We start from the raw sequence: 22,201 nt of genomic DNA, 5'->3' as shown, positions 1-22,201 counted from the left end.
CTGCTTCCCGTCCGGATATTTCCTGATCTGGCCCTTGGCCCAATCGAGATTTTCCGGGGTGAAGGCGAACGACTCGGGCTGCTTGGCGGCGAGGCGGCGGACGCTCATCGGCTTTGTTCTCGTGTTTTTGTTGCGGACGCGCGTTCCCTCACCGGTCGATCTCCCCGAACACGATGTCGATCGAGCCGAGAATCGCCGAGACGTCGGCGAGCATATGGCCGGTGCACAGGAAATCCATGGCAGCGAGGTGCGGGAAGCCGGGGGCCCTGATCTTGCAGCGATAGGGCTTGTTGCTTCCGTCCGAGACAAGATAGACGCCGAACTCGCCTTTGGGTGCCTCGACGGCGGCGTAAACTTCGCCGGGGGGCACGTGATAGCCCTCGGTGTAGAGCTTGAAGTGGTGGATCAGGGCCTCCATCGAGCTCTTCATTTCGGCCCGCTTCGGCGGCACCATCTTGTGGTTCTCCACGCTCACGGGGCCGATCTCGGTGGTCAGCCGCTCGCAAGCCTGCTTCATGATGCGCACCGACTGGCGCATTTCCTCCATGCGCACGAGGTAGCGGTCGTAGCAGTCGCCGTGCTTGCCCACGGGAATATCGAACTCGAGCTCGTCGTAGCACTCATAAGGCTGGGCTTTGCGCAAGTCCCAGGCAGCGCCGGATCCGCGGACCATGACACCGGAAAAGCCGCGCACCCAGGCGTCCTCGAGTTTAACGACGCCGATATCGGCGTTGCGCTGCTTGAAGATGCGGTTGTCCGTCAGCAGCCCCTCGATGTCGTCGCAAACCTTCAGGAACGGGTCGCAGAAGGCGTAGATGTCGTCCACGAGTTCCGGCGGCAGGTCCTGGTGCACGCCGCCGGGGCGGAAATAGGCGGCATGCATGCGGCTGCCAGAAGCGCGCTCGTAGAACACCATCAGCTTCTCGCGTTCCTCGAAGCCCCACAACGGCGGCGTGAGCGCGCCGACATCGAGCGCCTGCGTGGTGATATTGAGCAGGTGCGACAGCAGCCGGCCGATCTCCGAATAGAGCACCCGGATGAGCTGGCCACGCTTCGGCACGGTAACGCCCACGAGTTTTTCGACGGCGAGCGAATAGGCATGCTCCTGGTTCATGGGCGCCACGTAATCGAGGCGGTCAAAATAGGGGAGCGCCTGAAGATAGGTCTTGTGCTCGATCAATTTCTCGGTGCCGCGGTGCAAGAGCCCGATATGGGGATCGACGCGCTCGACCACCTCGCCGTCGAGTTCGAGCACCATGCGGAGGACGCCGTGGGCGGCGGGATGTTGGGGACCGAAGTTGATGGTGAACTTGCGGTCCTCGCCCTCGCGCTTGCCGCTCTCGGTCTCGGCTAGATGTGTCTCCATCTCTGCCATCATGCGTTGACCTTGTTCGAGGCTTTGGCCTGCTTGGCGGCGATGCCGCGCTTGAAGCGGTCCCAGGAGACGATGAAGCGCTCATGGACGCCAGCGCCGATCTCGTCGACGCCGTCATGGGCGCTCACCTTGAACTTGGCGCGGGGGCCCCTGACCTCGATGCACTCGGCGTCGACCGTCACGATCATGCCGGGCGGGGTCGCCGATTTGTGCGACACGTCGATATGCGTGCCGAGACTCCCCTCGCCGTCGTCGAGATGCGGCTCGAGCAGCTGCACGCAGGTCCACTCCATCAGACCGACCATGAAGCCGGTCGCGAACACCTCGGGCATCGCCTGAAGCTCGGGCGCCTCGCGATAGAGATGCGGCACCGTCTTGGTCAACGGGACCGCATAGGAGAAGCGATGCTTCAGGCCGGCCTTGAGCGTCGGTTTCATGACTTGTCGTCCCGCTCACGCGCGACCCCTGCCTTCTCGTCGCCGGGGATGGCGCTGTCCATCGCCTCCCATGGGCTCAGGAAATCAAAGCTGCGATACTCCTGCATCAGCTTCACCGGCTCGTACACAACACGCTTCAGCTCATCGTCGTATCTGACTTCGACGAAGCCGGTCAGAGGGAAATCCTTGCGCAGAGGATGGCCCTGGAAGCCGTAATCGGTGAGGATGCGGCGCAGGTCCGGGTGCCCGGCGAAGAGGATGCCGTAAAGGTCGTAGGCCTCGCGCTCGTACCAATCGGCGCCGGGGAAGAGCCCGGTAAGGCTCGGCACAGGGTGCGACTCGTCGGTCTTGAGGCGCACGCGGATGCGCTGATTGAGCCATGGACTGAGCAGATGGTAGACGACATCGAAGCGCTGCTCACGGTCGGGAAAGTCCACACCGCAGATGTCGATCAGGCAGCCGAAGCGGCAGAGCGAATCCTCTTTGAGGATGGTCATGATCTCAATGAGATCGTCGCGCGCAATCTCGATGGTGAGCTCGCCAAGTGCGACCTCGGCGCCCAAGAGCTTCGCTCCGAGACGGTCGCACAAGTAGCCGGAAAGCTTGTTAAGGGCTTCGTCCATCAGCGCTCCAGGATAGGACGGTTCTCAGCGCTCGATCGTGCCGGTCCGCCTGATCTTTTTCTGTAGGAGGAGCACGCCATAGACGAGCGCTTCGGCCGTCGGCGGGCAGCCTGGAACATAGATGTCGACGGGAACGATGCGGTCGCAGCCGCGAACCACCGAGTAGGAATAATGGTAATAGCCGCCGCCATTGGCGCAGGACCCCATGGAGATCACGTAGCGCGGCTCGGGCATCTGGTCGTAGACCTTACGCAAGGCCGGCGCCATTTTGTTGCAGAGCGTGCCGGCCACGATCATCACGTCGGACTGGCGCGGGCTGCCGCGCGGCGCGAAGCCGAAGCGCTCGAGGTCGTATCGGGGCATCGAGGCTTGCATCATCTCCACGGCACAGCAGGCGAGCCCAAAAGTCATCCACATGAGCGAGCCCGTGCGCGCCCAGTTGATCAATTCGTCGACTGTGGTCGTGAGGAAACCTTTGTCGGCGAGTTCGTCGGAGAACACGTCGAAGCTCGTAGCGCCGGGGCCGACGAGACCTCCGCTCCTTCCATCCTTGTCGCGATAAGGTTCCGGCATCAATCCCATTCGAGAGCCCCTTTCCGCCACTCGTAGATGAAGCCGATGGTGAGGACGGCGAGGAACACCATCATCGCCCAGAAGCCGAAGCTGCCAGTCTCTTTGAAGGCGACCGCCCAGGGAAACAGGAAAGCAACCTCTAGGTCGAAGATAATGAACAAAAGTGACACGAGGTAGAAACGCACGTCGAATTTCATGCGCGCGTCATCGAAGGCCTCAAAGCCGCATTCGTAGGTCGAGACTTTCTCGGGATCGGGCTTGCTCGGTGCAATCAGGAAGGGCGAGACCAAGAGTGCCGCGCTGATGACGAACGCGATGCCGATGAAGATGACGAGCGGAAAGTATGTCTGAAGCAACTGGCCCACGGCTGTTCTTGCCACTTTTTCCGCGTGTAAGGGAGGCCAAAATGGCGGGAGTGACGGGACTCGAACCCGCGGCCTCCGGCGTGACAGGCCGGCGCTCTAACCGACTGAGCTACACCCCCTTACGGGCCGGCGTTGCGGCCAGAGGCGACAAAGAGCATGTACGGCTTGGGATTCGCCAAGTCAAGGCGGGGCCGGCGATTGTTAGCCCCTACCATAACTCAACCCTATGGGCGAGGCGTGGTGGGCGGTGAGAGACTCGAACTCCCGACATCCACGGTGTAAACGTGGCGCTCTACCAGCTGAGCTAACCGCCCTAAGCCCACTTAGATACTTTGTCGTAGCCGAGGCGGGAAGGTCCAAGGCTAGGGATTGGCGCAACCGCCGTTGCCGCAGCGAGGCATCCTCATCGTCAGCATGCGCCCTGTCCATCTCACCGTTTTCATGCTTGCCGCGGGGTGGCCCAGTCTCCTCGCCGCGAACAACGTCGCGCCTGGGCCCTACGAATGCTGGTTCTACAATACGCCCCAGCCGCTCAAGAATTTTACCCTAAAGGACAGCAAGTATATCGATGCCTCTGGCGTCGTCGGCTTGGTCACTGTTGCCGGTAAGACGCTCAAGTTCAAGGGGGGTGCCCTCGATGGGCGAACCGGCATCTACAATGGCGGTCATCCGCCCACCGTCAGCTTCTACAATGCCGATGGCGAGGAGGTGCTGCTGTGCCAGCGCGGCCCGTGGAACAAGCCTCCGAAACAGTGAAGGCGAAGCCTTGCTCAAAAGGCAAAGGCTCCGCCTCGAAAGGATCGTTTTGCCAGAAGCCTAGCTGTTGCAGGCCTCTTTTAACGCCTTGCCGGCGCGGAATTTCGGCACGCGCGACGCCGGAATCTGCACCTCGGCGCCGGTGCGCGGATTACGCCCCGTCGAGGCCTTGCGTTGCGCCACCTGGAAGTTGCCGAAACCGACGATACGAACGGTGTCGCCGCCCTTCAAAGCCTTCTCGATGTTCTTGAAGGTTGCATCGACGGCCTTCTCGGCTGCCTCCTTCGACAGATCGGACTCCTTCGCCACCTGGGCGACTAGCTCAGCTTTGTTCACGGGTCATCATCCTTTTGCTCGGGCCCCAATCGGGAGGGCTTGGCCCTCAAGGGCGTTTGGGTACGCTCCGATTCACAAACAAGTCGTGTATGACTGGCGCAAAAATCCAGGAAAATCAATAAAAATGGTCCGACTCGGAGCCCGAGCCGGACCATCGAATTGAGGCAAATCGGGGGCCGCGAAAGGGTTAATTTCGCTGCCCCTCAATGGGCGGTGACACCAGCCGGCGTCTCGTCCTTCTTGGCGACGACCTGCGATGCCTCGCTTATTTCCTCCCAGACGATGGGCTGAGGCGGACGGGTGAAGGCGATCTTCAGCACCTCCTCCATGCGCGAGACGGTCCGGATGTCGAGCGCGTTCTTAAGCTCATTCGGTATCTCAGTGAGATCCTTGGCATTTTCGTCAGGGATAATCACCGTCTTGATCCCTGCCCTGAGCGCCGCAAGCAGCTTCTCCTTGAGCCCGCCAATGGGCAGCACCCGGCCCCTGAGCGTGATCTCGCCGGTCATGGCCACCTCGCGTTTAACGGGAATACCCGTCATCAGCGACACGATCGCCGTCACCATGGCGACGCCCGCAGAGGGCCCGTCCTTGGGGGTTGCGCCCTCCGGGACGTGCACGTGAATGTCGCGCTTCTCGAACAGAGGCGGCTCGATGCCGAAATCGACGGCCCTCGACCGCACATAGGCATTGGCGGCCTGGATCGATTCCTTCATCACGTCGCGCAAATTTCCGGTGACGGTCATCTTGCCCTTGCCCGGCATCATCACGCCTTCAACGGTCAGGAGCTCGCCGCCGACCTCGGTCCAGGCAAGGCCGGTGACGACGCCGACCTGGTCCTCGAGCTCGGCCTCGCCGTAGCGGTATTTCGGCACGCCAAGATAGTCTTCGAGGTTCTTGGTCGTGACCTTGATCGCCTTCTTCTTGCTGGTCAAAAGTTCCTTGACCGACTTCCGCGCGATCTTGGCGATCTCGCGCTCGAGATTGCGGACGCCCGCCTCGCGCGTGTAACGGCGGATGATCTCCTTGAGCGCATCATCCTCCAGGCTCCACTCCTCGGCCTCGAGCCCGTGCGCTTTGGTCATGGCCGGGATCAGGTGGCGGCGGGCGATCTCCATCTTCTCGTCCTCGGTGTAGCCCGCAATGCGGATGATCTCCATGCGGTCCATGAGGGCGGGAGGAATATTGAGCGTATTCGCCGTGGTCACGAACATCACGTTCGAGAGGTCGTAATCGACCTCAAGATAGTGGTCGTTGAAGGTGTGGTTCTGCTCGGGATCTAGCACCTCGAGCAAGGCCGAGGCGGGATCGCCGCGAAAATCGGCGCCCATCTTGTCAACCTCGTCGAGCAGGAAGAGCGGATTGATCTTCTTCGCCTTCCGCATCGACTGAATCACCTTGCCCGGCATCGAGCCGATATAGGTGCGGCGGTGGCCTCTGATCTCGGCCTCGTCGCGGACGCCGCCAAGGCTCATGCGCACGAACTCGCGCCCCGTGGCGCGGGCGATCGACTTGCCGAGCGAGGTCTTGCCGACGCCGGGCGGGCCGACCAGGCAAAGGATCGGGCCTTTGAGCATATTGGTCCGGTTCTGCACCGCGAGATATTCCACGATGCGGTCCTTCACCTTTTCGAGCCCGTAATGATCCTCGTCGAGGATCTTCTGGGCCTCGTCGAGGTCGCGCTTGATCTTGCCCTTCACGCCCCACGGGATGGAGAGCAGCCAGTCGAGATAATTGCGGACGACCGTCGCCTCAGCCGACATCGGGCTCATCTGGCGGAGCTTCTTGAGCTCGCCGAGCGCCTTCTCGCGGGCCTCCTTGGAAAGCTTGGTCTTCTCGATCTTCTGCTCGATCTCGGCAAGGTCGTCGCGTCCTTCCTCGCTGTCGCCAAGCTCCTTCTGGATCGCCTTCATCTGCTCGTTCAGGTAGTACTCACGCTGCGTCTTCTCCATCTGACGCTTCACGCGGCTCCTGATCTTGCGCTCGACCTGAAGCACGGAGATCTCGCTCTCCATCAGGGTGAAGACGCGCTCCAACCGCTCTGACACCGAGGTAATCTCGAGAATCTGCTGCTTCTCGGCGATCTTGACCGCGAGATGGCTGGCAATCGTGTCGGCGAGCTTGGAATAGTCCTCGATCTGGCTCGCGGTGCCGAGCACCTCGGGCGAAATCTTCTTGTTGAGCTTAACGTAGCTCTCGAACTGCGAGACAACCGAGCGAGCGAGCGCCTCAATCTCATCCTCGGCGCCAAGGGCCTCAGGCACGCGCTCGATCTCGGCTTCGAAATAGCTCTCGTTGGCGGTGTAGCGCTTGATCGAGGCGCGACGCGTGCCTTCGACCAGCACTTTCACCGTGCCATCGGGCAGCTTGAGCAACTGAAGCACCGAGGCGAGCGTGCCCATGCTGTAGATGGCGTCAGTCGAGGGATCGTCGTCGGAAGCGTTCTTCTGGGCGACCAGGAGAATCTGCTTGTCCGACCGCATCACCTCCTCGAGCGCCGCGATCGACTTCTCGCGTCCCACGAACAGCGGCACGATCATGTAGGGGAAAACGACAATGTCCCGGAGCGGCAGGACCGGATAGAGCTCCGGCCCGGTTTCTCTAATGGACGGCTTGGTGTCGGTCATGGCAGTTCCGTCGCTTTCTTGCTAGGCGGAACCGTCGAGGCGTTCCGCCGTGGTCACTATCATCCCCTCCCCCAAGGGGTCAGCTCTCTTCGCCACAGAGTTTACGGTAAAGGAAAGTACCGAACCTGTGGCAAAATACCCGCTCCGCCTGCGTAAGTGGCGACCGGCCGAGAGGGCTTCAAGTGGCCGCCGCCCTTGACTCCCGGCCATTCTGAGGCGGATTCGCCCCATCCTACAAGCACGAATGGGGCCAATTCACGTTTAAGCGGTCGTTCCGAGCTCTTCGTGGCGGTCGGAGTAGATTCTGAGCGGCCGCGCCTTGCCTTCGACCACCTCCGAGGAGATCACGACCTCCTCGACGCCGCGGAGCGAGGGCAATTCGAACATGGTGTCGAGCAGGATGCCCTCCATGATCGAACGGAGCCCGCGTGCGCCGGTCTTGCGATCGATTGCCTTCTTGGCGATGGTCTTCAACGCCTCCTCGGCGAAGGTGAGCTGGACATCTTCCATCTCGAATAACCGCTGGTACTGGCGGACGAGGGCGTTCTTCGGCTCGGTCAGGATGCGCATCAGCGCCTCCTCGTCGAGATCATCGAGCGTGGCGATGACCGGGACGCGGCCGATAAACTCGGGGATCAAGCCGAATTTCAGCAGATCTTCGGGCTCCACTCCCTTGAGGATGTCGCCGGTGCGCCGATCGTCGACCGATTCCACCTTGGCGCCGAAGCCGATCGAGGTCGACCGGCCGCGCGCAGAGATGATCTTCTCGAGCCCGGCGAAGGCCCCTCCGCACACGAACAGGATGTTGGTGGTGTCGACCTGGAGGAACTCCTGCTGCGGGTGCTTGCGGCCGCCCTGCGGCGGCACCGAAGCGATCGTCCCTTCCATGATCTTGAGCAGCGCCTGCTGGACGCCCTCGCCCGACACGTCGCGGGTGATCGACGGATTGTCGGATTTCCGACTGATCTTGTCGACCTCGTCGATATAGACGATGCCCCTCTGCGCCCGCTCGACGTTGTAGTCGGCAGCCTGGAGGAGTTTGAGGATGATGTTCTCCACGTCCTCGCCGACATAGCCGGCTTCGGTCAGGGTGGTGGCGTCGGCCATGGTGAACGGCACGTCGAGGATGCGGGCGAGCGTCTGCGCGAGCAGCGTCTTGCCGCAGCCGGTGGGGCCGATCAGGAGGATGTTCGACTTGGCGAGCTCGACGTCGGAGTTCTTGCTCGAGTGGTTCAGCCGCTTGTAGTGATTGTGGACGGCAACCGACAGCACGCGCTTGGCGTAGTCCTGGCCGATGACGTAGTCATCGAGGACCGCGCAAATTTCCATCGGGGTGGGCACGCCGTCGCGCGACTTTACCAGCGAAGATTTGTTTTCCTCGCGGATGATATCCATGCACAGCTCGACGCATTCATCGCAGATGAATACCGTCGGCCCGGCGATTAGCTTGCGAACCTCATGCTGACTCTTGCCGCAGAAAGAGCAGTAGAGGGTATTCTTCGAGTCGGTTCCGCTCACCTTGCTCATTCGTTCATCCAGTTCTTCGTCATTATCAAGCGCTTGGCGGAATTCCGCTGTTGCGCCCGCCTTCTTGTTTGCCGCCTCGCAAAGTGTGAGCCCCCTCCTTTCGGGACAGGCCGCCCGAAGTGCAATCTCAGCATGCTAAGGCGGCACTGATCAAGGATTGATTAATCGCCGCCGCACCCTGATCGTCCACAATGCCGAGCGTGGCGAAAAATCATGCACAGTTCGTGCCTTATGCCGACGCAACCGGGCATTTGCCCACAATTCTCCGGTTAGCCCTAACGAAAACCGGAGCCAAGGATCGGGTGGCCTGCGGCGACTCAAGAGACCGAGGCCAGTTTCTCGACCTTGTCGTCGATCGGATGGCGCTTGGTGATCACCTCGTCGATGAGACCAAAGGTCCGCGCGTCCTCAGCCGACATGAAATAGTCACGGTCGAGGGTCCGCTCGATGGTTTCGTAGTCTTGCCCGGTGCAGCGGACATAGATCTCATTCAGCCGGCGCTTCATCTTGATGATGTCCTCGGCGTGGCGCTCGATGTCGCTCGCCTGGCCCTGGAAGCCGCCCGAGGGCTGGTGCAGCATAATTCGCGAATTGGGGAGCGCATAGCGCATGCCCTTCTCGCCAGCGGCAAGGAGCAGCGAGCCCATCGAGGCCGCTTGACCGATGCACAGGGTCGCGACCGGCGGTCTGATGAACTGCATGGTGTCGTAAATCGCCATGCCGGACGTCACCACGCCTCCCGGCGAGTTGATGTACATCGAGATCTCTTTTTTCGGGTTCTCGGCTTCGAGGAAGAGAAGCTGCGCCGTGATCAGCGAGGCCACGTGGTCCTCGATCGGGCCGGTGACGAAGATGATGCGCTCCTTGAGCAGGCGCGAATAGATGTCGTAGGCGCGCTCACCGCGGTTGGTCTGTTCGACCACCATGGGAACGAGCGTGTTCATGTAGATTTCGGCCGGACTTGTCATCTTACTGGTTCCACGGGCTAGACGCGGTCCTCTAGCGCCCTCAGCGTTTGGTCTAACTGGCGGGGGACGCGATTCTCTGACGCTAGCCTCCTACATATGGGGTCGATGGCGCAAGCGGAAGGGGGGTGGAGCGTCGGATACTCCCTTCAGCCCTATTTATGCTTATGCCCGTGATCGTGGTCATACTCATGATGGTGGTGGGCATGATCATGGTGGTCGTGGTCATGGTGGTCGTGGTCATGGCCGTGGTGATGGTCGTGGTCCTCGTCGGGATCGGCGTACAGCTCCTCGGGGGTCACTTGGCGTTCGGCGATCTTGGCAAGCTCGAGAATGTAGTCGACGACCTTGTCCTCGAAGATCGGGGCGCGGAGCTCGGCGAGGAGCTGCGGATTGTTGCGGTAATAATCGTAGACCTTGCGCTCCTGTCCGGGGAACTGCCTGACGCGCTCGAGCAGCGCACGGCTCACCTCGTCGTCGGTGACCTGGATCTGGCTCCGCTGTCCGACCTCGGACAGCACTAACCCAAGCCGCACGCGGCGGGCGGCGATTTCGCGATAGTCCGCCCGCGCCTTCTCCTCGGTCGTGCCTTCGTCGGCGAAGGAGCGCTTGGTGCGCTCCAGATCGGCCGTGACCTGGTGCCAGATCGCGTTGAATTCGTTGTCGACGAGGGTCGGCGGAAGCTCGAAGTGGTGGCCTTCGTTCAGCGCGTCGAGGAGCGCCCGCTTCAGCTTCTGCCGCGAAGCCACCGCGCGGTCCTGCTCGAGCCGCTTCTTGACCATGTCGCGAAGGGCATCGACGGAGTCGAGGCCCAGCCCCTTGGCGAAGTCCTCATCGAGCGGCGGGGTCTCGGGAGCGCCGACCTCCTTGACCTTGACCTCGAACTTCGCGGTCTTGCCGGCGAGACTCGCCTCCTGGTACTCCGCGGGGAAGGTCGCCTCGACCTCGCGCTCATCACCGGCTTTGGCGCCGAGGAGACCCTCCTCGAAGCCAGGGATGAAATTGCCGCTGCCGAGGAGGATCGGGGCATCCTCCGTCGAGCCGCCGGGGAAGGCCTCGCCATCGATTTTGCCCACGAAATCGATAACCAGGCGGTCGCCGTTCTCGGCCGGCCCGTCTTTCGGCTGATAGCGAAGATTGGCGGCGCGGAGGCGGTCGATGGCCTTCTCGATATCCTGCTCGGTCACCGGAGCGACCGGTTTTTCGAGCGCGATCTTGGTGAAATCCATCGTCTCGATCTTGGGCATGACCTCGAAAGAGAGCGTGTAAGCAAGATCGCTCGCGCCGGAGAAGATCTTGTCGATCTCGGCCTGGTCCTCAGGAAGGACGACGGTCGGCTGGAAGGCGGGACGCTCGTCGCGTTGGGAAATGGCCTCGCGGCTCGACTCGGCGACTGCCTGCTGCAGCACCTCGGCCATCACCGAGCGGCCATAGACCTTGCGGAGATGGTCCTTCGGCACGCGGCCCGGCCGGAAGCCCTTGAGCCTCGCCCGCCCCTTGAGCTCATCGAGCCGCGCCGACAGGCGGCGCTCGAGCTCGTCGGCGCCGATAACCACCTTCAATTTGCGGCGCAGCCCGTCCGCACTCGCTTCCGTGACGTTCATGCCGTCTGATCCACCATAAGTTCCGCGCCGCCTACGGCGCCTTCCGTTTCTCCAAGCCATCCCGGCGAAAGCTGGCCCAACGAGGGTGTCTGGTGCGGGCGGAGGGACTTGAACCCCCACGGCCGAAGCCACCAGAACCTAAATCTGGCGTGTCTACCAGTTTCACCACGCCCGCTTGAGGATCGCGCGGCTTCCCGCGCCGGCCTTCGACCTCGCGGCCTATATCACAGCGGAGTCCTCGGCTGCTAGCCCACAAGGCGCCAAACCCGGACCTGCACCCGTCTCCTCTACTGCCTTCCGTGCCTCTCGTCTATGATCCCGGCCCGCTATGCCGGGGCTAGATCGCCACTTCCCCAAGAGATTCACGATGCGAGCTCCCCTCTTTTACTGTGCGCTTTGCGTTCTGCCGCTTGTTGCACCCTCCGCCGGCTCAGCCGCCGAGGAAGAGCTCGCGCAAGTCGGCGTGATCGAGAAGGTCGAGAACGAGGCCTCGATCGTCGTGGCCTCGGCGGCGAGACCCGCCTATGTCGGCACGCCCGTCCGTCTCAAGGACGAGCTTCGCACCGGAGAGAACGGCCGCATCAAGGTCGTCTTCCGCGACGACACCGAGCTTACTCTCGGCGAGAAGGCAAGCATCGTCATCGACCGCTATGTGTATGATCCCGACAACGGAACCGGAGAGACCGCGCTGCGCACCGCGCGGGGCGCCTTCCGCTTCGTTACCGGGCGCATCAAGGCCTTGAAGCAGAAGTCGATTACGGTCTCAACGCCGTTCGCAAATCTCGCGGTGCGGGGCACCGAGTTCTGGGGAGGCCCGATCGATGCGACATATGGGGTGTTTCTCCTCGAGGGTGAAGTCGTCGTCTCGAACGAGGCTGGAAGCGTGACGCTGTCGCAACCGAGCCAGGGTTCGAGTCTCAGGTCGGCCGAGGAGCCGCCGGGCGCACCGACGATCTGGCCTCAGGCCAAGGTCGCCCGCGCGATCGCGACCGTGACCTTGCGCTAATCTCGAGGAAAGGGCTCAGCCGATGACGAAGATTGGCCTGCCATTGGCGATCGTCGTTCTGCTTGCAGGACTCTTTATCGCCTGGAGCTATCTCACCACCCTGAACAATGTGGCTGCGATCGCGGGCCGCCTTCCCTCGGAGGAGCAGCTAAACGCCATGTCGCCGGACGAGCTTGCCGCCATCAAGACAAAGCTAACGAGCGATTGCGAGCGAGTTTCCGGTCTCGCCAAGAACCCGGTCTCGCGCTATTTCCGCGGCGATGCCATCAAGGTCCTCAGCGACCGCTGCGACCTCATCAAAGCTCGGCTCGGCTCGGCCGAAGGGCCCTGATGCGGCAACGCAGGGCAGGATTTGCGCCAAGAAAAGGCAACGCCGGCCCTAGATGTCCGGCGTTCGCGCAAAAATGCACCAGTTTCGCCTGCCTTAGGCGATTCCCTTGGCTTGCGGCCCTGGCGAGGGCTCATTAGGTTGCCCAGTCGAATCTTAACAAGGTCACGCTCCAAGTGTCCTACCGCAACGGTATCATCGAGGCGATCGGCAACACACCGCTGATCAAGCTCAAGCGCGCATCTGAAGAGACCGGCTGCCTCATCCTGGGCAAGGCAGAGTTCATGAACCCCGGCCAGTCGGTGAAGGACCGCGCCGCCCTCTTTATCATCCGCGATGCGCTCAACGCGGGCAAACTGCAGCCCGGCGGCACGGTGGTCGAAGGCACCGCCGGCAATACCGGCATTGGACTTGCCCTGGTCGGCAACGCACTGGGGCTGAAGACCGTCATCGTCATCCCCGAGACACAGTCGGACGAGAAGAAGCAGATGCTTCGGCTCAGCGGAGCAGAGCTGATCGAAGTTCCGGCCGTTCCCTACAAGGACCCCAACAACTACGTGAAGTATTCCGGGCGCCTCGCCGAGGAGCTTGCCCGCTCGGAGCCGAACGGCGCCGTCTGGGCCAACCAGTTTGACAATGTGGCCAACCGCCAAGGCCACGTCGAGACGACAGCCCAGGAGATTTGGACGGCGCTCGACGGCAAGGTCGACGGTTTCATTTGCGCGGTCGGAACCGGCGGCACGCTCGCCGGCGTCTCGATGGGGCTCAAGGAGCACAACCCCGGCGTCGTCATCGGGCTCGCCGACCCCCTGGGCGCCGCCCTCTACAACTATTACAAGCATGGCGAGCTCAAGGCGGAAGGAAGCTCGATCACCGAGGGCATCGGCCAGGGACGTATCACCAAAAATCTGGAAGGCGCCGTGATCGACGAGGCCTATCAAATCCCCGATCGGGAGGCGCTGCCCATCATCTTCGGCCTCCTGAGCGAGGAAGGGCTTTGCCTTGGCGGCTCGAGCGGGATCAACGTGGCGGGGGCGATCCGGCTCGCCAAAGAGATGGGCCCCGGCCATACCATCGTCACGGTACTTTGCGATTACGGTACGCGCTACCAAAGCCGGCTGTTCAACCCCAAATTCCTGCGTGAAAAGGGGCTGCCAGTTCCGCCTTGGCTCGATCAGAGGCAGGCGGCGGTGCCCAAGGTATTCGTTTAGGAGAGACTAGATTTGTTGAAGACGCAGACATCCTTGACTGAGACCGAAGAGCTCGCCCGCGAGCTTCATGCGCCCGATCTGGTCATTCTCGATGCCTCCTGGCACATGCCGAGCGAGGGTCGCGACGCTCGCGCCGAATATCTCGCCGAGCACATCCCCGGCGCGCTGTTCTTCGACATCGACGAGATCGCCGACACCAAGAGTCCGCTGCCGCATATGCTTCCTTCGCCTGAAAAGTTCTCCTCGCGCATGCGCAGCATGGGAATCGGGGACGGGTCGCGCATCGTGGTCTATGATTCGGCGGGGTTGTTCAGCGCCGCGCGGGTCTGGTGGACGTTCCGCGTCATGGGCGCGCTGGACGTGAGCGTTCTCAATGGTGGCTTGCCGAAATGGAAGCGGGAGGGGCGTCCGCTCGAGAGTGGAGAGCCCTCACCGCGGACACCGCGGCACTTCACGGCGCGACGTAACGCCGATCTCGTGCGCGATCTCTCGGACATGAAGGCGTTGCTCAAGGATCGCTCGGCGGAGATCGTCGACGCCCGCTCGCCGGACCGTTTTGCCGGCAGATCACCGGAACCGCGGCCGGGGCTTCGCTCGGGCCATATCCCCGGCGCCCATAATCTTCCCTATTCGAAATTGCTCGCCAAGGACGGAACGTTGCGGCCTCCCCGCGAAATCGAGCAGCTCTTCGAGGAAGCCGGCGTCGATCTCGGCAAGCCGGTGGTGGCGAGCTGCGGCTCCGGTATTACCGCGAGCGTGCTTGCGCTCGCCCTGACCGAGATCGGGCACCGGCGGACCTCGGTCTATGACGGATCGTGGTCCGAGTGGGGTGCTGACCAAAGCCTACCGATCGAGACGAGCTAAGGGCTGCGCGCCAATGCGCGTCCCCGCGCCTCGCTGAAGCCGATGAGCAAACGGACCAGGAAGCAAAAGGCTGACACACGCGTGGCGCATGCGGGCCGGGAGCCGCAGCGTTATCACGGCTTCGTCAATACGCCGATCTATCGCGGTTCCACCGTCCTCTTCCCCACGCTCGCGAGTCTCGAGGCGAACGAGCAGGAGTTCACCTATGGGCGGCTCGGCACGCCGACAATCAAGGCGCTCGAAGAGGCGATCGCGGAACTTGAGGGCGGCAAGCGCACGCTGCTTACCCCGTCGGGGCTCACCGCCATCGCGACCTCGCTCCTTGCCTTCGTCTCGGCCGGGGACGAAATCCTCGTTTCGGACAGCGTCTACCGTCCGACGCGCCGTTTCTGCGATCACGTGCTGAAGCGGCTCGGCGTCAAGACCACCTATTACGATCCTTTGGTCGGCGGCGGGATCAAAGACCTCCTCAGCGACAAGACCACGGTCGTGTTTGCGGAATCTCCCGGCTCTCAGACCTTCGAGGTGCAAGACATTCCGACCATAGCCGGAGCGGCGCACGAGGCGGGCGCCGTCCTCATCATGGACAATACCTGGGCGACGCCGCTCTACTTCAAGCCGTTCGGCCACGGCGTCGACGTCTCGGTCCAGGCGGCCACCAAATATATCGTCGGACATGCCGACGCGATGCTCGGCGCCATTACCGCCAGCGAGAAGGTCGCGCGCGCGGTCGAGAAGGTGCACGAGGATCTCGGGCTTTGCCCAGGACCCGAAGACGTCTATCTCGGCCTGCGGGGCTTGCGCACCCTGGGGGTAAGGCTCGCCCGCCAGCAGCAATCGGCAATCGAGCTAGCGAAATGGCTGGAGACGAGGCCCGAGGTCGAACGCGTGCTGCATCCCGCGCTTCCCTCGCACCCCGGTCATCAGCTCTGGCGGCGCGATTTTACCGGCGCCTCGGGTCTCTTCGCCTTTGTGCTGAAGCCAGTGTCCCATTCCGCTCTTGCCGCAATGCTCGACGGATTGACCTTGTTCGGCATGGGGTATTCCTGGGGCGGCTTCGAAAGCCTGATCTTGCCCTTCGATCCGCGCGACTACCGCACTGCGACCAAATGGCAGGTGGAAGGTCAAGCGGTGCGGCTGCATGTGGGCCTCGAAGATGTCGAAGATCTGAAGGCCGACCTCGACGCAGGCTTCGCGCGGCTTGCCCATCACCGCTAGCGGCCCGAACGGGAGACCGAAGCATGGATCTGAAGCTTCGCGGCAAGCGGGCGCTCGTGACCGGTTCGACCGCAGGCATCGGCTTTGCGATTGCGCGCGGACTCGCCCGCGAACGAGCCGAGGTCATCATCAACGGACGGACCGAGGACAAGGTTGTCGAGGCGGTCAGGCGCATCACCTCGGAGATCGGATCAAGCGCGACCGGGATCGCCGCCGATCTTTCGAGCGCGGAGGGGGTCAACCGATTGCTCGAGCGCGCGGGACGAATCGACATCCTCATCAACAACGTCGGCATCTTCGAGCCCGAGCCGTTCCTCGAAATTTCGGATCAGGATTGGTTCCGCTTCTTCGAGCTCAATGTGATGAGCGGGGTAAGACTATCGCGGGCGCTCCTCCCCTCGATGCTGCGGAGAAACTGGGGACGCATCATCTTCGTCTCGAGCGAATCCGGCGTGCAGATCCCAGCTGAGATGGTGCATTACGGGCTCACCAAGACGGCGCAGCTTGCGCTGTCGCGCGGCATTGCCGAGAGCGTCGCGGGGACCGGCGTCACGGCGAACGCCGTGCTCCCGGGTCCGACGAGGTCCGACGGCGTGGTCGATTTCCTCGCCAAGGTGGCGGCGGAGCACAATACCGACCAGGCCCAAGTCGAGGCGGAATTCTTGCGAACCATGCGCCCCTCCTCGCTCATCCGCCGCTTTGCCGAATCGGATGAAGTTGCCAACCTCGTCGTGTTCCTCGCCGGAGAGGGTTCCTCCGCGATCACCGGCGCCGCGCTCAGGGTTGACGGCGGCGTCGTGCGCAGCATCGTCTAGTCTTTTTGGTTATTCGAGCCGATAGGCCACGAGGGAGTTGTCGAGCATCATCGGGATGAGGGCGACCTTCTTGTCAGGGAGATAGGCGAGGTCGGCGCTGCCCTGGTTGAGGTCGATCAGGAGCTCGGCCTTGCCCTTGGAGTCGACGCGGTAGAGAGCGCCGGCGGCCCAATCGGTGACGAGGAAGACGCCAGGCTGCAACAGAGCGAGGCCGTCGAGATTGCCAATCGGCTTGCCGTTTCCGAGCGGGGCTACCGACTGATCCTTGAGAGAGACGACGGAAAGACCGGCGAGCTCCTGCTTCTGGCCGACGCTCGGGATCTTGCCGAGCGAGGCGACGATAAGAGCGTCGCCCTGCACGAGAAGTCCGTTGGGGCCGTTCAGCTTGTCGTTGGCGAGCCAGGGCTCGAAGCTCCCATCCTTCAAGCGCCAGATGGTGTTGGTCGGCGTGTCGGAGACATAGACCGTACCCTCGGCATCGACCGCGACGTCATTGAGGAAAGTCGCGCCCTTCGCTGGATAGCGCTTGACGATCTCGCCGGAGGCCGCGTTGATCGCGATGAGCTGGTCGATGTCGGCGACGTAGAGCGTGCGGTCGTAAAGGGCGAGACCGGTCGGCGCATCGAGCCCCTTGACCCATTGCCGGGTCACGATCTTGCCTTCGCCGCTCAGCTTGGCGATGAAGCCGTTGCCATCCTTCTGCATGACGGCGCCCACGATGTTGCTGACATAGATCGCGCCGGTCGCGGGGTCGACCACGACCGATTCGGGCTGGGCCAGGCCCTTCGTCTCCCATAGGAGCTTGGGAGCGGCTTGGGCCTCAGCGCAAAAGAAGAAGAGCGAAGCGATGAGCAGAACGAGGGAGCGCATTTTTGGTGCACCTCGGCGCGCAGCAAATGGCGGTCCCGCAAGGATTCGAACCTTGAACCCTCTGCTTAGAAGGCAGATGCTCTATCCCTTGAGCTACGGGACCGGTCGGGCGCGACTATAGCCGAAACTCGTGTCAGTGCGTCCAGCGGTCGATACGGCCGAACTTGAAATTCTCGGCGTAAGACTTCGGTCTGATCTCCGCCTCGCGCGGCTCCTCGAGACGAAAGGCGATCCCCTGGCGCGTGGCGTAGGCGATCGCTTCCTCCTTGTTGGCAAAAGTCATGCGCACCTGGGGGCGCGTGTCGGCCGAACTCGTCCAACCCATCAACGGCTCGATGGTGCGCGGCTCGTCGGGCACGAATTCGAGCACCCACTCGCGGGTGAGCGCTCTCCCCTGCTGCATCGCGGTCCGGGCGGGCTTGTAGATACGGGCGGTCATGAACTCCTCGACGATGTAGCCTTCGAGCGGTGGTCGGGGCAGCAAGATTCGAACTTGCGACCCCCTGCTCCCAAAGCAGGTGCGCTACCAGACTGCGCTATGCCCCGATGACCGGTCGATGGCTGGCTGCTAAGCAAAGCGCCTAGCGGCTTTGGCGACATACATAATTCGCCGAGCGGCGATAGGCTAGCCTCTCTCGGGGTGCCTCCGCCGCTCCGGCGGATGCCATAGTCCAGCATGAACGGCTTAATGTCTGGATACCGGCCGTTGCGGGGCGGCGACGCAATCGGCAGCTATTTCTTGGCAAGCCCGGGGTAGATCACCTTGTCGCCCTGCTTCAGCCCGATCTTCTCGGCTTCCCCCGCGTTCAGCTCCAACACCGCGACCACCTCTCCCTCCGAAGGGATGAGCGTCTCCGAGAACGGCTCGGCATGCGACTCGATGCGTCGCACACGCGAGTCGGGGGAGATGAAGACCATGTCGAGCGGGATGAACGTATTCTTCATCCACATCGTCGCCTGTTGCGGCGGGTCGTAGATAAACAGCATACCGCTGTTCTCCGGCAGCGAGCGGCGGAACATCAGCCCGAGCGCGCGCTCCTGGTCGCTCACCATCACCTCGATGTTGAAGCTGTGATCCCCGGTCGCTGTCTTGAGGACGATCGTGCCGGTTCCGGCGGCGATGCCCGCCGTTGTGCCGGCGAGCATCGTGAACGCAAACAGCAGTGCGGCAGCGGTATTTCGACGCGGCAACACCCTACTGGCGAGGTTCAGTGGGCGGACGGAACGGGCGTGCCCTCGGGCTTCAACTCCGCAGCCATGAGGCCCTTTGGTCCCCGGCCGTAGCGCACCAGAACCGACTGGCCCGGACGGAGCTCGGTGAAGCCGCAACGCCGCAACGTCTCCATGTGCACGAAGATGTCGAGCGTTTGCGATCCGCGGGTCAGGAATCCGAAGCCCCGCAAGCGGTTGAACCATTTCACCGTCGCCCGCTCCCAGTCGCTCTCCGGCTCGACCACGACATGGGTCCGGTGCGGCAATTGTGAGGGAAGCACCGCCGTCGAATCGTCCATCGCGCGAATACGGAAGGCTTGCAAGCCCTTCGGCCGGCGCAGCACTTCGCAAACCACGCGCGCGCCCTCGTAGGCGGTTTGGTAGCCATCGCGGCGAAGGCACGTCACGTGGAGGAGAACGTCGGGAAGGTCTTCGTCCGGTACTATAAAACCATAACCCTTTGACGCATCGAACCACTTGATCGACCCTGACACTTCGAACACATCAACTGTGGCTTCCTCGTCGCGTTGGGTATGGCCCTCTATACGTGGCGGTTCTTTCGCCCCCATGCCGCATTCCCCCGCTTAACTTCAGACAGTCGACCGACGCCCCACAACGAATCGACTGCATCACTCATTGGCGAAGATAGCATCGCCGCTCTGCGGAGCCAGAGGAATTTTCCAAAGCGTTCTTCCTTCTCCACAATTCGCCGATCACTTCGAAGCCGTTCCGCAAGCGCGAAGGCAAGCGCCTGATCGGCAAGCGATTCTTCCGTGATGCGAACGAAGCGTGCATCAGCCGCGATTTTTCCTCCGTCGCTTCCGCTACGACAGCGCAAATAGCTCTGGCGACGAGAGAAATTTGTGTTGGGAACGGGCGCAAGGGGGCGCTGTGGACTGGATGCAACAATCGCCGCGCAATTCGCACGAAGTTCCGTGGAAAAGATTGGCGACCGTGACGCGCTTGCCACACATCTATGGCCGCGCTAAGTCAGGCTCGCCTTGAAGCGGCGGTGCAAGGAGCGCCAAGCGATGAAGTATCTGCACACGATGGTGCGCATCTCGGACGTGGAGAAGTCACTCGATTTCTATTGCAACAAGCTCGGGTTGAAGGAGGTGAGGCGTCTGGAGAACCCGCAAGGACGCTACACGCTCTACTACCTCGCGGCGCCGGGCGATGAGAATGCGCAGATCGAACTCACTTATAATTGGGACCCGGAAGCCTATGGCGAAGGGCGCAATTTCGGGCATATCGCCTATGAGGTCGACGATATCTACGCAACGTGCGAGCGGCTGATGAAGAATGGCGTGACTATCAACCGTCCGCCACGCGACGGCTATATGGCGTTCATCCGCTCGCCCGATAACATTTCGATCGAGCTTCTGCAAAAGGGGGCGCCTAAGCCGAAGCAGGAGCCGTGGGCTTCGATGCCGAACACTGGCAAATGGTAGATGGTACCCCCTAGGGGAATTGAACCCCTGTTTTCAGGTTGAAAACCTGACGTCCTGACCATTAGACGAAGGGGGCGGTACGGCTTGAGCCTGCTGATATAGAAAGCTTTGACGAGACCCGCAAGAACGCGGCGGCGGCTCAGGTATCAGCGCGGGCAGCGTCCTCGATCAGGAGTTCGACGCTTTCGCGCCCTTGCCAGCTCACCCGGCGGAGATGGCCCGCGACATTGAGCACGTGCCCCTCGCTCTGCAAGAGGAGCTGCTCGATTGCGGTGCCCGACACGCGGAAGGCGCAAGCTTCGAGGCGTGCTCCGTCGGGCGCCTGAAGCGTGCAACGGATATGGGCGTCCTTGACGAGGCGCACGCGGGCAAGGCGGTGGGCCGGGAAGGCAAAGCGCGGCTCGGGGTGACCCTGTCCATAAGGACCAGCGCGCTCGATAAGGTCCATCAGCTCGAGAGTGGCTCCGCGTGCCGAAAGCGTGCCGTCAAAGGCTAGCTGCTTCAACGTGGAGGCGCTCAGCACCGGCTCAGCGAGGCGATCAATGAGGAATTCGATCAGCTCCTCCTGCTTCCGCCGTTCGAGCCTGAAGCCAGCCGCCATGGCATGGCCTCCGCCCTTGGTAAGGAGGCCTCGATGCACGGCATCCCTGATGACCGTGCCGAGATCGACAGAGGCAATCGAACGCGCCGAGCCGGTGGCAGTCCCGTCGGGATCGAGCGCGGCAATGAAGGCTGGCAGGCGGAAGCGCTCGGCGACCCGGCCGGCAATGAGGCCAAGTAGGCCCTTGTGCCAGCCCTCGGCGCCAAGGAACAGAAGGGGCGCCTTGGGCGAAGCGGCAAGCGCGGCCTCCGCCCGGGCGAAGGCATCGGCGAGCATGTTCTCCTCGATGGCCTTTCGCTCGGCATTCAAGGCTTCGAGCTTCTCGGCGATAGTGCGCGCTTCGAGGTCGTCGTCGGTGGCAAGCAGCCTTGCGCCCAGGCTCGAGGAGCCGACGCGTCCGCCCGCGTTGATGCGGGGACCGAGGATAAAGCCAAGCGCGTAGGGAGTGGGCGCCGCATCGAGGCGCGCAACGTCAGACAGGGCGCGGAGCCCGGCATTGTGCCTGAGCCTCAACACCTTGAGACCCTTGGCGACGAAGGCGCGGTTCGCCTCCTTGAGCGGCACCACGTCGCAGACGGTCGCAAGGGCCACCAGATCGAGCAGGCCGAGCAGGTCGGGCTCTGGGCCGTTACGATAGAAGCCGCCGCGCCTCAGCGCGCGCGTGGTTGCGATCAGGAACAAGAACACGATCCCCGCCGCGGCGAGATGGCCCTGGCCGGAGAGGTCGTCGTGGCGGTTGGGATTGACCACGGCGAGCGCCGGCGGCAGGGCCTCGTCCGCCTGGTGGTGATCGATGACGATCACCTCGGCACCTTTCTCCATGGCCGCGCGGACTGCGGGCCCCGACATCGTGCCGCAGTCAAGCGTGAGGATCAGCCGGGCGCCCTCTTCAACGAGCCCGCGAAGCGCCTCCTCGCTCGGCCCGTATCCTTCGGCGAGGCGGTCGGGGATGTAGGTCAAGACGCACCGGCCATGCGCCCGCAGGTAGCGCTCGATCAGAGCAACCGATGCCGCGCCGTCGACGTCGTAGTCACCGAACGCGGCGATTTTCTCGCCCGTGGAAATCGCGGCGGCGAAGCGCGCGGCAGCGCGCTCCATGTCTTGGAGGCGCGCTGGGTCCGGCAAGAGCGTGCGGAGCGATGGATCGAGATAGCGGGAGGCGGTCGCGGGCTCGGCGCCGCGCGCAGCGAGCACGCGGCCTAGGAGTTCAGGCAGAGCATGGAGTTGGGCGATCGCCGTGGCGATATGCGAACGCGCCGGGTCGAGCCGCTCGACCCAGCGATAGCCTCGCGCCGAGCGCTCCACTCCAAGCAGCGACGCTGAGACACAAGGGGCCTCCGCGCCAGGATATTTTATGGCCGCCGTCACCTCCGGGCTCGCTCGCATCCGCTCTGCATGGAAGCGGAGAGTGTAGCTGATTCGCCGCGGCCGTCCCGG

23 protein-coding genes and 6 tRNA genes are annotated in these 22,201 nt (G+C 62.7%); 8 read left to right on the top strand and 21 right to left on the bottom strand.

The features are described 5' to 3' along the window. Positions 1-148: 148 nt before the first annotated feature. From VFB18_RS06490 to VFB18_RS06460, 7 genes are all read right to left on the bottom strand, one after another. Complete coding sequence (locus VFB18_RS06490; protein ID WP_324972458.1) at positions 149-1,366, bottom strand: NADH-quinone oxidoreductase subunit D; 1,218 nt, start codon at positions 1,364-1,366, stop codon at positions 149-151. Between the two features lie 8 nt (positions 1,367-1,374). After that, on the bottom strand, positions 1,375-1,812 hold the full coding sequence (locus VFB18_RS06485; protein WP_324972455.1) for a thioesterase family protein: 438 nt from the start codon (positions 1,810-1,812) through the stop codon (positions 1,375-1,377). Beyond that, a complete protein-coding gene (locus tag VFB18_RS06480) occupies positions 1,809-2,435 on the bottom strand; it encodes an NADH-quinone oxidoreductase subunit C (protein WP_324972452.1) in 627 nt (208 codons plus the stop codon). The genes VFB18_RS06485 and VFB18_RS06480 overlap by 4 nt, the downstream gene beginning before the upstream one ends. A gap of 24 nt (positions 2,436-2,459) precedes the next feature. Beyond that, complete coding sequence (locus VFB18_RS06475) at positions 2,460-3,017, bottom strand: NuoB/complex I 20 kDa subunit family protein (RefSeq protein WP_414675658.1); 558 nt, start codon at positions 3,015-3,017, stop codon at positions 2,460-2,462. Continuing rightward, positions 3,008-3,373 (bottom strand): NADH-quinone oxidoreductase subunit A, encoded by a 366-nt coding sequence (locus tag VFB18_RS06470; RefSeq protein ID WP_324972450.1) that lies wholly within the window; start codon positions 3,371-3,373, stop codon positions 3,008-3,010. Before VFB18_RS06470 ends, VFB18_RS06475 begins: the two co-directional genes overlap by 10 nt. Positions 3,374-3,415: 42 nt before the next feature. Further along, positions 3,416-3,492: transfer RNA gene (locus tag VFB18_RS06465), tRNA-Asp, on the bottom strand. A 119-nt stretch (positions 3,493-3,611) separates the two neighbouring features. Then, positions 3,612-3,687: transfer RNA gene (locus VFB18_RS06460), tRNA-Val, on the bottom strand. Between the two features lie 70 nt (positions 3,688-3,757). Here VFB18_RS06460 and VFB18_RS06455 point away from each other — a divergent pair. Beyond that, positions 3,758-4,129: a hypothetical protein gene (locus tag VFB18_RS06455; RefSeq protein WP_324972448.1), complete on the top strand. Its 372-nt coding sequence runs from the start codon at positions 3,758-3,760 to the stop codon at positions 4,127-4,129. Positions 4,130-4,189: 60 nt separating this feature from the next. Here the strand turns inward: VFB18_RS06455 and VFB18_RS06450 are convergent, their stop codons facing one another. The 6 genes from VFB18_RS06450 to VFB18_RS06425 all read right to left on the bottom strand — a co-directional run bounded on the left by VFB18_RS06450 (position 4,190) and on the right by VFB18_RS06425 (position 11,363). Further along, the gene (locus VFB18_RS06450; protein ID WP_324972445.1) at positions 4,190-4,465 is read right to left on the bottom strand and encodes an HU family DNA-binding protein; all 276 of its coding nucleotides are present in this window, start codon (positions 4,463-4,465) and stop codon (positions 4,190-4,192) included. 203 nt (positions 4,466-4,668) lie between these two features. Then, positions 4,669-7,092 carry an endopeptidase La gene (gene lon / locus VFB18_RS06445; protein ID WP_324972442.1) on the bottom strand — a complete coding sequence of 808 codons (2,424 nt, stop codon included), beginning with the start codon at positions 7,090-7,092 and terminating at the stop codon, positions 4,669-4,671. A gap of 261 nt (positions 7,093-7,353) precedes the next feature. Next, the gene (gene clpX / locus VFB18_RS06440) at positions 7,354-8,619 is read right to left on the bottom strand and encodes an ATP-dependent Clp protease ATP-binding subunit ClpX (protein WP_324972439.1); all 1,266 of its coding nucleotides are present in this window, start codon (positions 8,617-8,619) and stop codon (positions 7,354-7,356) included. A gap of 317 nt (positions 8,620-8,936) precedes the next feature. After that, on the bottom strand, positions 8,937-9,587 hold the full coding sequence (gene clpP, locus VFB18_RS06435; protein ID WP_324972436.1) for an ATP-dependent Clp endopeptidase proteolytic subunit ClpP: 651 nt from the start codon (positions 9,585-9,587) through the stop codon (positions 8,937-8,939). Positions 9,588-9,739: 152 nt separating this feature from the next. Then, positions 9,740-11,188, bottom strand: coding sequence for a trigger factor (gene tig / locus VFB18_RS06430; protein WP_324972433.1), 1,449 nt, complete (start codon positions 11,186-11,188; stop codon positions 9,740-9,742). Between the two features lie 90 nt (positions 11,189-11,278). Continuing rightward, positions 11,279-11,363, bottom strand: a tRNA-Leu gene (locus VFB18_RS06425). Between the two features lie 192 nt (positions 11,364-11,555). On the opposite strand from VFB18_RS06425, the gene VFB18_RS06420 reads away from it, so the two are divergent. The 6 genes from VFB18_RS06420 (at position 11,556) to VFB18_RS06395 (ending at position 16,630) form a co-directional block, all read left to right on the top strand. Continuing rightward, on the top strand, positions 11,556-12,194 hold the full coding sequence (locus VFB18_RS06420) for a FecR family protein (RefSeq protein ID WP_324972430.1): 639 nt from the start codon (positions 11,556-11,558) through the stop codon (positions 12,192-12,194). Positions 12,195-12,216: 22 nt separating this feature from the next. Next, positions 12,217-12,525 (top strand): hypothetical protein, encoded by a 309-nt coding sequence (locus VFB18_RS06415; protein ID WP_324972427.1) that lies wholly within the window; start codon positions 12,217-12,219, stop codon positions 12,523-12,525. 173 nt (positions 12,526-12,698) lie between these two features. Beyond that, the gene (locus VFB18_RS06410) at positions 12,699-13,733 is read left to right on the top strand and encodes a cysteine synthase A (RefSeq protein WP_324972423.1); all 1,035 of its coding nucleotides are present in this window, start codon (positions 12,699-12,701) and stop codon (positions 13,731-13,733) included. Positions 13,734-13,766: 33 nt separating this feature from the next. Next, on the top strand, positions 13,767-14,597 hold the full coding sequence (gene sseA, locus VFB18_RS06405; protein WP_324972420.1) for a 3-mercaptopyruvate sulfurtransferase: 831 nt from the start codon (positions 13,767-13,769) through the stop codon (positions 14,595-14,597). Between the two features lie 42 nt (positions 14,598-14,639). Next, on the top strand, positions 14,640-15,815 hold the full coding sequence (metC, locus tag VFB18_RS06400) for a cystathionine beta-lyase (RefSeq protein WP_324972418.1): 1,176 nt from the start codon (positions 14,640-14,642) through the stop codon (positions 15,813-15,815). Between the two features lie 23 nt (positions 15,816-15,838). After that, on the top strand, positions 15,839-16,630 hold the full coding sequence (locus tag VFB18_RS06395; RefSeq protein WP_324972415.1) for an SDR family NAD(P)-dependent oxidoreductase: 792 nt from the start codon (positions 15,839-15,841) through the stop codon (positions 16,628-16,630). 9 nt (positions 16,631-16,639) lie between these two features. Here VFB18_RS06395 and VFB18_RS06390 read toward each other — a convergent pair whose 3' ends face one another. From VFB18_RS06390 to VFB18_RS06365, 6 genes are all read right to left on the bottom strand, one after another. After that, a complete protein-coding gene (locus tag VFB18_RS06390; RefSeq protein WP_324972412.1) occupies positions 16,640-17,500 on the bottom strand; it encodes a hypothetical protein in 861 nt (286 codons plus the stop codon). Positions 17,501-17,527: 27 nt separating this feature from the next. Next, positions 17,528-17,603, bottom strand: a tRNA-Arg gene (locus VFB18_RS06385). Positions 17,604-17,633: 30 nt separating this feature from the next. After that, positions 17,634-17,939, bottom strand: a complete 306-nt coding sequence (locus VFB18_RS06380; RefSeq protein ID WP_324972464.1) for an ETC complex I subunit — start codon at positions 17,937-17,939, stop codon at positions 17,634-17,636. Between the two features lie 30 nt (positions 17,940-17,969). Then, positions 17,970-18,046, bottom strand: a tRNA-Pro gene (locus tag VFB18_RS06375). Positions 18,047-18,232: 186 nt separating this feature from the next. Beyond that, a complete protein-coding gene (locus VFB18_RS06370; protein WP_324972410.1) occupies positions 18,233-18,646 on the bottom strand; it encodes a DUF192 domain-containing protein in 414 nt (137 codons plus the stop codon). Positions 18,647-18,708: 62 nt separating this feature from the next. Then, positions 18,709-19,281 carry a cold-shock protein gene (locus VFB18_RS06365; RefSeq protein ID WP_324972408.1) on the bottom strand — a complete coding sequence of 191 codons (573 nt, stop codon included), beginning with the start codon at positions 19,279-19,281 and terminating at the stop codon, positions 18,709-18,711. 462 nt (positions 19,282-19,743) lie between these two features. Between VFB18_RS06365 and VFB18_RS06360 the strand changes: the two genes are divergently transcribed. After that, positions 19,744-20,163 carry a VOC family protein gene (locus tag VFB18_RS06360; protein WP_324972406.1) on the top strand — a complete coding sequence of 140 codons (420 nt, stop codon included), beginning with the start codon at positions 19,744-19,746 and terminating at the stop codon, positions 20,161-20,163. A 1-nt stretch (position 20,164) separates the two neighbouring features. Here the strand turns inward: VFB18_RS06360 and VFB18_RS06355 are convergent. Beyond that, positions 20,165-20,239: transfer RNA gene (locus tag VFB18_RS06355), tRNA-Glu, on the bottom strand. Between the two features lie 63 nt (positions 20,240-20,302). Next, the gene (gene recJ, locus VFB18_RS06350; RefSeq protein ID WP_324972404.1) at positions 20,303-22,069 is read right to left on the bottom strand and encodes a single-stranded-DNA-specific exonuclease RecJ; all 1,767 of its coding nucleotides are present in this window, start codon (positions 22,067-22,069) and stop codon (positions 20,303-20,305) included. Positions 22,070-22,201: the final 132 nt, after the last annotated feature.

The organism is Methyloceanibacter sp., from assembly GCF_035650995.1.
In the GTDB taxonomy this organism is placed as follows: domain Bacteria; phylum Pseudomonadota; class Alphaproteobacteria; order Rhizobiales; family Methyloligellaceae; genus Methyloceanibacter.
This window is presented reverse-complemented; position numbering and strand designations above follow the sequence as displayed.

Excerpts from the sequence above, each read along its gene's own strand:
- VFB18_RS06490 (WP_324972458.1), bottom strand. The coding sequence starts at position 1,366 with ATGGAGACACATCTAGCCGAGACCGAGAGCGGCAAGCGCGAGGGCGAG.
- VFB18_RS06485 (WP_324972455.1), bottom strand. The coding sequence starts at position 1,812 with ATGAAACCGACGCTCAAGGCCGGCCTGAAGCATCGCTTCTCCTATGCG.
- VFB18_RS06480 (WP_324972452.1), bottom strand. The coding sequence starts at position 2,435 with ATGGACGAAGCCCTTAACAAGCTTTCCGGCTACTTGTGCGACCGTCTC.
- VFB18_RS06475 (WP_414675658.1), bottom strand. The coding sequence starts at position 3,017 with ATGGGATTGATGCCGGAACCTTATCGCGACAAGGATGGAAGGAGCGGA.
- lon (WP_324972442.1), bottom strand. The coding sequence starts at position 7,092 with ATGACCGACACCAAGCCGTCCATTAGAGAAACCGGGCCGGAGCTCTAT.
- clpX (WP_324972439.1), bottom strand. The coding sequence starts at position 8,619 with ATGAGCAAGGTGAGCGGAACCGACTCGAAGAATACCCTCTACTGCTCT.
- clpP (WP_324972436.1), bottom strand. The coding sequence starts at position 9,587 with ATGACAAGTCCGGCCGAAATCTACATGAACACGCTCGTTCCCATGGTG.
- tig (WP_324972433.1), bottom strand. The coding sequence starts at position 11,188 with ATGAACGTCACGGAAGCGAGTGCGGACGGGCTGCGCCGCAAATTGAAG.
- VFB18_RS06420 (WP_324972430.1), top strand. The coding sequence starts at position 11,556 with ATGCGAGCTCCCCTCTTTTACTGTGCGCTTTGCGTTCTGCCGCTTGTT.
- VFB18_RS06415 (WP_324972427.1), top strand. The coding sequence starts at position 12,217 with ATGACGAAGATTGGCCTGCCATTGGCGATCGTCGTTCTGCTTGCAGGA.
- metC (WP_324972418.1), top strand. The coding sequence starts at position 14,640 with ATGAGCAAACGGACCAGGAAGCAAAAGGCTGACACACGCGTGGCGCAT.
- VFB18_RS06395 (WP_324972415.1), top strand. The coding sequence starts at position 15,839 with ATGGATCTGAAGCTTCGCGGCAAGCGGGCGCTCGTGACCGGTTCGACC.
- VFB18_RS06390 (WP_324972412.1), bottom strand. The coding sequence starts at position 17,500 with ATGCGCTCCCTCGTTCTGCTCATCGCTTCGCTCTTCTTCTTTTGCGCT.
- VFB18_RS06380 (WP_324972464.1), bottom strand. The coding sequence starts at position 17,939 with ATGACCGCCCGTATCTACAAGCCCGCCCGGACCGCGATGCAGCAGGGG.
- VFB18_RS06370 (WP_324972410.1), bottom strand. The coding sequence starts at position 18,646 with ATGCTCGCCGGCACAACGGCGGGCATCGCCGCCGGAACCGGCACGATC.
- VFB18_RS06365 (WP_324972408.1), bottom strand. The coding sequence starts at position 19,281 with ATGGGGGCGAAAGAACCGCCACGTATAGAGGGCCATACCCAACGCGAC.
- VFB18_RS06360 (WP_324972406.1), top strand. The coding sequence starts at position 19,744 with ATGAAGTATCTGCACACGATGGTGCGCATCTCGGACGTGGAGAAGTCA.